General features: G+C 42.6%; 9 protein-coding genes and 1 pseudogene. 4 read left to right on the top strand and 6 right to left on the bottom strand.

Features of this window, described 5'->3' with window-relative positions:
* Positions 1-121 precede the first annotated feature (121 nt).
* The 5 genes from PX484_RS07670 to PX484_RS07650 all read right to left on the bottom strand — a co-directional run bounded on the left by PX484_RS07670 (position 122) and on the right by PX484_RS07650 (position 4,177).
* Positions 122-736 carry a DUF938 domain-containing protein gene (locus PX484_RS07670; protein ID WP_002801258.1) on the bottom strand — a complete coding sequence of 205 codons (615 nt, stop codon included), beginning with the start codon at positions 734-736 and terminating at the stop codon, positions 122-124.
* A 76-nt stretch (positions 737-812) separates the two neighbouring features.
* Positions 813-1,217 (bottom strand): hypothetical protein, encoded by a 405-nt coding sequence (locus tag PX484_RS07665; RefSeq protein WP_002801259.1) that lies wholly within the window; start codon positions 1,215-1,217, stop codon positions 813-815.
* A gap of 142 nt (positions 1,218-1,359) precedes the next feature.
* Positions 1,360-2,694 (bottom strand): TrkH family potassium uptake protein, encoded by a 1,335-nt coding sequence (locus tag PX484_RS07660; RefSeq protein WP_002801260.1) that lies wholly within the window; start codon positions 2,692-2,694, stop codon positions 1,360-1,362.
* A gap of 9 nt (positions 2,695-2,703) precedes the next feature.
* Positions 2,704-3,852, bottom strand: a complete 1,149-nt coding sequence (locus PX484_RS07655; protein WP_002801261.1) for a glycosyltransferase family 4 protein — start codon at positions 3,850-3,852, stop codon at positions 2,704-2,706.
* Positions 3,853-4,021: 169 nt separating this feature from the next.
* A complete protein-coding gene (locus PX484_RS07650) occupies positions 4,022-4,177 on the bottom strand; it encodes a DUF2256 domain-containing protein (protein WP_002801262.1) in 156 nt (51 codons plus the stop codon).
* A gap of 36 nt (positions 4,178-4,213) precedes the next feature.
* Here PX484_RS07650 and PX484_RS07645 point away from each other — a divergent pair, with 36 nt between their 5' ends.
* On the top strand, positions 4,214-5,014 hold the full coding sequence (locus tag PX484_RS07645; RefSeq protein WP_287766109.1) for an RNA methyltransferase: 801 nt from the start codon (positions 4,214-4,216) through the stop codon (positions 5,012-5,014).
* Between the two features lie 27 nt (positions 5,015-5,041).
* Positions 5,042-6,223 carry a serine hydrolase gene (locus PX484_RS07640; protein WP_288103353.1) on the top strand — a complete coding sequence of 394 codons (1,182 nt, stop codon included), beginning with the start codon at positions 5,042-5,044 and terminating at the stop codon, positions 6,221-6,223.
* 223 nt (positions 6,224-6,446) lie between these two features.
* Here the strand turns inward: PX484_RS07640 and PX484_RS07635 are convergent, their stop codons facing one another.
* Positions 6,447-6,713 carry a glutaredoxin family protein gene (locus PX484_RS07635; protein WP_002750529.1) on the bottom strand — a complete coding sequence of 89 codons (267 nt, stop codon included), beginning with the start codon at positions 6,711-6,713 and terminating at the stop codon, positions 6,447-6,449.
* 8 nt (positions 6,714-6,721) lie between these two features.
* Here PX484_RS07635 and PX484_RS07630 point away from each other — a divergent pair, with 8 nt between their 5' ends.
* Together PX484_RS07630 and PX484_RS07625 are read left to right on the top strand one after the other, a co-directional pair.
* The gene (locus tag PX484_RS07630) at positions 6,722-6,961 is read left to right on the top strand and encodes a hypothetical protein (RefSeq protein ID WP_287766110.1); all 240 of its coding nucleotides are present in this window, start codon (positions 6,722-6,724) and stop codon (positions 6,959-6,961) included.
* Positions 6,962-7,477: 516 nt separating this feature from the next.
* Positions 7,478-7,688 (top strand): annotated as a pseudogene (locus PX484_RS07625) (Uma2 family endonuclease); the annotation flags it as partial.

The following is a 7,688-nucleotide window of genomic DNA, read 5'->3' as shown; positions in this document are numbered from 1 at the left end:
CCCCCCTTGATAAGGGGGGTGCCGATAGGCGGGGGGATCCCCCCTTGATAAGGGGGGTGCCGATAGGCGGGGGGATCCCCCTTAATAAGGGGGCATCTGACAGTTTTTAACACCTAACCACTTATGTTAAGGCAAATAAAACCGAGAGATTATTAGCGGGCATAGGAATTACTTCTAACAATTGTAAACCTCGATCGCTCGCTGCTTGCACCACATCTTCTAAATTCCTAACTCCCCAAGCAGAGTTTTGAGAACGGAGAGAAAAATCAAAGCTTTCATTACTAGGAGAAGTATGTTTTCCCTGTCGTTTATAGGGACCATAAAGATAGAGAATTTCCCCCGGACTGAGAAGGCGACTCGCTCCTGCCATTAAAGCTAAACAAGCGGACCAAGGAGCGATATGAATCATATTAATATTAACAATGGCATTAATGACGATATTTTCCGTCTCTACCGCCCAAACTGACTGATGAACATCGATAAATAGGGGGTGAGCGAGATTGGAACTAGGACAATAATCGCACCAACTGCGAATACTATCTAGAGCCAGAGGGTGACAATCCGAGGGAATCCAACGACAAGGAGCAAGACGAGGAGCAAAAAAAACAGCGTGTTCACCCGTGCCGCTAGATATTTCTAGGATATTCCCAGTCTTTGGTAAAAATTGGCTGAGAACTTCTAAAATCGGCTGACGATTGCGTTCTGTTGCTGGAGCGTATTGACGTAAATCAGACATAATTAGGCTTTGCGGCAAAAAGTTTGTTGGTGGGGTTAGGAGTCGGTCGTCAGTAGCCGCTCGTCGGGAGAGGAAGTCAGAATAACAGAATGACCTCGCACGTCTGGAAGCGGAACCCTTCGAGACTGCCAATAGTGGTCGCGTCCAGTGCTAGGGCGATTCTTTCTATAGTTATAGGCAGTAAACTGATGACCCACACTAACAAAGGTGCAAAACAACTGCTTATCTCAAGAGTGCTGCGCTTTTCTCCTTTTTTCGCTTTCCAAGACTCATACCATTCTTTCAGTCTCTGCCTGACTGTGTTGGGTTTTTCCTCGTTGACTGCCGCAATCAACCTCGACACCTGAGTCAAACTGCTCGATTTGGTCATGACCATGCCAAAACTCCAAGTTGCCAATCCGATAGCTTGCGGTATTGACAAATGGGGCAGATGTTCTGATTCTATGCACGACCACTGCTTGAGATATTTGTTGTTTAGCATTGTCTTTCACGATGCTCCTCTAAATCTCTAGCTTGGTTTTCTCAGCATGAGTAGGTGACTGCTCACCTCTTTGTAATAAACCTACACCTGTAAGCGATAGGCGGGGGTATCTGAGAGTTTTTAACACTTACCTACTTATTAATTATCCCACTAAAAGGTTTTCTTCGGGGTAATTAATAACTGTTGGTTTCGGATCGCCGATAATAGCCGCTATTAAAAGTATAACTCCCACCCGTCCCAGATACATCATAAAAACAATGATTAACTTAGAAATCGGCGATAAAGAGGCGGTTATCCCCATAGATAAGCCGACAGTTCCAAAGGCAGAAACCACCTCAAAAAACAGTTGAATCATTTGAAAATCTGTCTCCACAAATGAGATAGCTAGGGTGGAGATAATAATCGCTATAACCGAACCAAAAACCACGGCCATTGACTTTAAAATTAACGGCATAGGAATGCGCCTTTGATAGAGAGTCACTTCTTCACGACCTCTTAAAACCGAGCGAGTACAGTTATATAAAATCCTAAAAGTTGTGGTTTTAATACCTCCCCCTGTACCGCTAGGACTGGCACCAATAAACATCAAAGCCATGGTAATTGATAAACCTTCTACGGAAATTTTACCAATATCAATGGTATTAAATCCTGCTGTTCTCGATGTTACCGATTGGAACCAAGCGGCCAGCAATTTATCTTTAATTGATAAATTAGCCAAAGTGTCAGTGTTTCCCTGTTCAGTAAGTAAAAAAGCCAAGGTTCCTATCACTAATAAAAATATAGTTGTGCTGATAGCAACTTTATAGTTAAGGGAAAAAACAAAGCCTTTTCGTTTATATTGAAAGCGATGAATAAACCAAGTGTAAAACTCGATAATTACCTGATAACCGATACCTCCAAAAATGATCAATCCTGTGATAGATAAGTTAATAATAATTGAAGACTGATAGGACATCAAATTATCTTTAAACAAGCCAAAACCCGCATTATTCCAGGCACTAATACTATGGAATAAAGATAACCACACCGCATATCTAAAATCATACTTTTGGGCGAAGACAGTTAACATAACAAGAGTTGCTGTTAACTCAAAAACTAGAGTAGTAGCAATCACTGATTTCATTAAACTTTGACTACCTTGCAGGAAAGGTCGATCGAAGGATTCTTGAATTGCTAACTTCTGTCTCAGGTCAAATTTTCGCCCAATTAATAACATTAAAAAAGTGGTAGTGGTCATATATCCCAAACCTCCCACTTGCACTAATAAAGCAATAAATAATTGACCCCAAAAAGAAAAATAAGTCCCTGTATCTACTACTGCTAAACCCGTAACACAGACAGCAGAAGTGGAGGTAAACAGGGCAACAATTGGGTCATTCCAAGTGCCGCTAGTGGTAGAAACAGGCAACATCAACAGGGAAGTTCCCGCTAAAATTACCGCAATAAATCCCAAGCAAATTGTCCGGGCAATCGTCATATAAATTCCTTAGTGAAAGTAGCTAAGAGAAGATTGTTTTTTGGCTAACACTTCTTGATAAACTAACTGTAAGCGATCGATATTTTTGCTGAGAGTGTAAGAGTCTAAAACTCTTTGACGGGCTTTTTGTCCTAAAATTGTTGTTAATTCGGGATGATCTCGTAAGACGGGCAAGAGAGTTTTTAATTGGGTAATTAGTCCTTTAGTATCTAGAACTATTCCCGCACCTTTTAACACTTCCCCATCGGCACCCACATCCGTAGCCAGACAAGCAACACCACAGGCCATCGCTTCCAAGAGGGAAATCGATAAACCTTCCACTAATGAGGGTAAAATAAAGCCGTCAACCCCGCGCAAAATTTCAATTCGTTTATTTTCATCGCCGATAAAACCTAACCAGATAATACCATCTTCTTCTCCATAAAAAGGTTTGAGGGAAGGAGTTAACGGACCATCGCCAACAATGAGCAGTTTGCATCTACTCCCTAAATTGGTTTTTTTCCAAGCTTTCAATAAAGATTCTACATTTTTCTCCGGCATGATCCGACCGAGATAAACAAATAAACAATCGGCATTATATTGAGCTTTAATATTCGATAGTCCTGGACAATACTTATTAACATCAACCCCATTGGGAATAATTGCTAATTTTTCTTCGGGAACTCCCAATTTAACTAAAAAATCCCGTTGAGAGGTGGAAAAAATAATTACCTTATCGTAATTAGCTAAAAAAGGGGCGTGTAGTTGGTAGGTTAATAATTGGGTACTGGAGATGAGATTGCGAATTTTACTATCAAAAGCCGGGTGAAAAGTCGCCACCAGAGGCAAATCTAAAGACTCACAAATTTCTGGTAGCAGAAAATCGAGGGGAGACAGGGGTAAGGACGCATGAACTAGATCGGGTTTCAGTTCCCTGAGTTTATCCTGTAGAACCCGACTCGATTTCAGGGTGGGAATAGTATAGACTTGGGAACTATAGAGACGTGGCAGGGTGATTTCGTCGTAAAAGTCGGGCCAATCGCTTACGGTGGGTTTTTCGGAAGAAAAATGCAGAAAACTGACTTGATAATCTCGATCGAGCAGGGAATTAGTCACTTCTCGCCCATAGGTAACGTTACCGCAAAAAGGAGATTTTTTTCCTAACCAGGCAATGTGCATTGAGATTCTCTTAAGAAAAATTTAATTTAGTCAAGTATCAGCTTACTAAATTAACCGTAAAATTAAAAGCTAATAGAGTACCCAAGCAAAATTAATTACCCATCTAAGTCCTCAGCTAAAAATTGCCCTTTGCAAGAGTGCCTATTTGATAGTTAAAATTCTCGGCTTTTTACTGATTGGCCGAGGACTTGCGACGACGACAGCGTTCTGAACAGTATTTGACCTCATGCCAACAGTTTTGCCACTTTTTGCGCCAAGTAAAGGATAAACCGCAAACGGGACAAATTTTACTGGGAAGATCGGACTTCGAGACCTGACGTGCCATGATTAAAATTAAAAAGTCAAAAACTGCGCCTTATCTATGAGTGTAGATGAAAATAATCAGAGTTCCCCACTCGATCGCCTGAGAATTATTTTAGTTGAACCAGCCGGAGCCTTAAATGTGGGTTCCACCGCCAGAATTATGCGGAATATGGGCTTAAGTCGCTTAATTATCGTCAATCCTGCCTGTGATATCCTTGCAGAAGAAGCGCGACGCATGGCAGTACACGGGATTGAAGTCCTAGAAAACTGTTCACAGGTAGCCACCCTTGGGGAAGCTTTGCAGGGTTGTCATCGCATCATTGCCACCACCTCGAAACCCCGTCACCTGAATACTCCCCTCGAAACACCCCGGACCGCCTTACCCTGGTTACTCACCCCTAACCTGGAATCGGCCCTAATTTTCGGGCCAGAAGACCGGGGTTTAAGTAACAGCGAACTGAACCACGCCCAGCGTTTTGTCGGTATTCCCGCTAATCCTCAATATTCCTCCCTTAATCTGGCCCAAGCGGTGGCGGTTTGCTCCTACGAACTGTACCAAATGGCAAGGGAAAATAGGCTCGAACCCCCGGTAGAAACGCTCCCTAATGCCACTTTTGAGGCTCTAGAAGGCTATTATCAGCACTTAGAGAGCTTTTTGCTCAAAATTGGCTATCTTTACCCCCACACCGCCGCCGCTAGGATGGAGAAATTCCGGCAATTTTATCATCGGGCCCGGCCCACAGTGGAGGAATTAGCCCTGCTGCGGGGTATTATCGGTCATATTGAAAGTATCGGGCAACTTTTTCTCGGTCTTGATAGTCTCAAGGGCAAGAAAAAAAATTCTCCTAGCGATCGATAATAAATCTGGATACCCTTGAGGAAAACCGTGACTCGTCAAGTAACTCGTCGTCCCACTAAAGTCCAATCCGGCCCTGGGTCCCCTAAGTCTATGGACTCAAACAATAAAAAAAGGTCTTTACCAGTTAAAAAGTCGCAAAAACAGCGTAAACCTAACCTAATCGCCTCTTTTCTCCTTCAGGTTCTTCGCTTCTCTATCCTTGGTGTCGGTTTAGGTGCGATCGCTGGTACGGTTTTAACGGTGGTGGATCCGAGCAAATTACCCCTACACCCAAAACCCACCGCTACTAATTCCCCGACTCCCCAACCCGTCACCCCGAAACCGACCACGTTAGTTTTAAACGAAAATCTCAGCAGCCTCAACCAGAAATTACAGGCTTTAGCGGTCAAATATCCGAAATTACAGGCGGGAGCTTTATTTATTGACCTCGATAACGGTGCTTACGCTAATTTTCGCGGAGATACTATTTTTGCCGCCGCTAGTACGATTAAAATCCCGATTCTGGTGGCCTTTTTTGAGGATGTGGACGCGGGGAAAATTCGTCTCGATGAAACCCTTGTGGCCACTAAGGATGTCCTGGCCAGTGGGTCCGGGGATATGCAGTATCTAGGAGCGAATAAAACCTATACTGCCCTAGAAACCGCCACTAAAATGAACGTAATTAGCGATAATACCGCTACTAATATGTTAATTAAGCGCATGGGAGGCAAAAAGGCTCTTAATCAGCGTTTTCAAGCTTGGGGTTTGACCAGTACGGTAATTAATAACCCTTTACCTGATTTGGAAGGAACCAATACCACAAGTCCGAGAGATTTGGTGACAATCTTAGGAAAAGTTAATCAAGGGGAATTACTCAGTTTACGTTCCCGAGATCGTCTATTGAATATTATGCAGGAAACGCGCACTCGCACCCTGCTGCCCCAAGGTATCGAGAAATCCGCCGATATTGCCCATAAAACCGGTGATATTGGCTCGATGTTAGCGGATGCGGGGATTATTGATATGCCCAACGGGAAACGCTATCTAGGAGCAGTGATGGTCAAACGTCCCCACAATGATAGTAACGCTAGGACTCTGATTCAACAAATATCGCGCACGGCCTACCAACACTTTAAATGGTATCAAACTCAACCCCCAGCCAAACCGCAACCGGTCGCCCAATCTTCTCCCTCTCCTAGTCCGGTCGTTATTCCTAGTCCGGGTAATTAGGGTTTGCGGCAAAAAGTTTTTCGTGGGGGTAGGGTGTGGGGTGTGGGGTGTGGGGTGTGGGGTTTTACCCATTTTCAGGTGGTCAATTACCTAATTTTCAGGGAAAAAGTAGCTGAATTTTGCCCCCGATCCCCGCAATGGCTGGCACTTTTTGAGGGAAAAAAAGTCTAAAAGTCTTATCCAACAAGGTTTTTAGATTTATTAAGCAAACCCTAATTAGCCCCTAGGTTAAATTATTGGCTAAAAGACGGGCCAATTGTTCGGCATTTGCCCGGGGGGAAAGACGAGGAAGGATTTTTTCCCCCGTGGCTAGTTTTTGACAGAGGACGGGGATTTCGTACTGATAAGCGTTAAACCAATCCTCTCGACTGGTAATGTCCCTAATTTCTAACTGCCACTCTGGTTGACGGATTTTTTCTAGTTTTTCTAGCAACCCTTCGCAAAGATGACAGTCTGGTTTACTGTATAAAATTAGTTCTATGGTAGTCATAAATATTTATGTTCATTACCTCCACGATTAGTCTCTCATCAACAATTCTACAAACTCCCACACCCACACCGACTTTAAATAATAATTTAGTTAATTCAGGTAGTCAATATCTAGTCTATATCGGTGTGTTTCTTTTGGCAATTACCGTAGTCATGGTTATTGGTATTATCAATCAAAAAATTGAATACGCTCTCATTTTTGCCGCCACTCTCACTGTTATTTTAGTTGCTTTTTTCTGGTTTTTATAAGTCCTTCAACTAAGGGAATTGAGGGCAAATCCCCCTTAATAAAGATTAACGGCTCTCGTTGATTCACCTTCACCAAATTGTTAACTAATTCGAGTTCAGACTTGACAAAAATCTCCCTAGGTCCGAGCGGAAGATTAAGGAATGCATCCTATATTTGCAGAAATACCGACAATTAGCAATTATCAGTGACTCTTAAATTGGTACAAAAATATGAACAATCGCGTGTAAGCATCTCACCGAAAAACTAATGCGCGGTAGGGTTGATTCATGAATCAACCCTACTATGAATCAACCCTAGGGGTTTGGGGGGTTCTACCCCCCAAAAGCTTGGATTGAGTGATAAAACCGAAAGTAACGGCCGATTTTAGGAGAAAGTTTCCCCTTAAAAATCGCAACTTAGTCGATTTACAAAAATGAGATGTACCCCAAGCAAAACGATCGGACTTATAATATAATTGTATTGATTGTGGCTTGTTGCTAGAATCACCCCAAATTGACTCAATGGGTTTATAAACGATGACAACCCTAGATATTGCTAACGATATTGTCTGTCCTCCCACCGATTTATGGAGTGATGAACCACCCTTGGAAAGTGATCTGCATTTACAACAAATTATTTTATTATTATCTTGTCTTGATTGGCTCTGGCAAGATAGAAACGATTACTATGCCTCGGGCAATTTGACTATTTATTATAACGAAAGACAACTGAAACAGCGAGATTTTT

Origin of the sequence: Microcystis sp. M49636_WE2 (genome assembly GCF_030065375.1) — a bacterium.
In the GTDB taxonomy this organism is placed as follows: domain Bacteria; phylum Cyanobacteriota; class Cyanobacteriia; order Cyanobacteriales; family Microcystaceae; genus Microcystis; species Microcystis aeruginosa_C.
Note: the sequence above shows the minus strand (reverse complement) of the source record. Positions and strands in the feature narration are given on the sequence as shown.